This window comes from Streptomyces flavofungini, assembly GCF_041028215.1.
In the GTDB taxonomy this organism is placed as follows: domain Bacteria; phylum Actinomycetota; class Actinomycetes; order Streptomycetales; family Streptomycetaceae; genus Streptomyces; species Streptomyces flavofungini_B.
Window position 1 is genome coordinate 1 of the sequence record NZ_JASKYR010001489.1, and the last position, 702, is coordinate 702.

1 protein-coding gene is annotated in these 702 nt (G+C 73.7%); it reads right to left on the reverse strand.

Annotated features, from left to right (window positions below; genetic code table 11):
• Nucleotides 1–621 (reverse strand): histone H1-like repetitive region-containing protein (locus AB8Z36_RS41815; protein ID WP_369218537.1); only part of this gene is annotated, 621 nt, incomplete at its 3' end.
• Nucleotides 622–702 lie beyond the last annotated feature (81 nt).

Here is a 702-nt window from a genome sequence, read left to right on the forward strand (position 1 = left end):
CCCGGGACCGGCGACAGCACTCCCCGGCGTCCCGTGCACACCGGCGGTCTGCGTATCCGCGTCAACGATGGCCGCGTCATCGGCGACCACTCCCTCAGACGCCCCTTCCCCACCCGGCACCTGCCTGGAGGCACCCTTTTCGGCGCTGCTCTTCTTGGCGGTGCCCTTCTTGGCGGTGCCCTTCTTGGCGGCGCTCGCCGCGGGGGCGCTCGCCGCGGGGGCGGACTTCTTGGCGCTGCTCTTCCGGGCGGCGCTCTTCTTGGCGGTGCCTTTCTTGGCGGTGCCTTTCTTGGCGGTGCCTTTCTTGGCGACGGCCGCCTCGGAGGCGGCCTCCTTGGGGGCGGTCTTCTTGGGGGCGGCCTCCGTGAGGGCGGACGCCTTGCCCGTGCTCTTCGTGGCGGCGGTCTTCTCCGCGGCGCTCTTCTTGGGGGCGGTCTTCTCCGCTGCCGCCTTCTTGGCCGCCGTCTTGGTGGCAGCGCCCGATCCGGGCAGGCCCTGGCCCGGTCCGGTCGTCTTGCTGCCCGGGGTCTTCCTGCCCGGTGGCGGCCCCGCGGCCGAGGCCGGGGCMGGKTCCGCGYTCGAGGCCGAGGTCGACGCCCTGCGCGCACGCGACCGTGACACCGGTTTCGACCCCGCCGAGCCACCGCTGATCCGGCTGACCGTGGTGCGTCTGCCCGACGGCCGCGACGGCCTGCTGCTCAG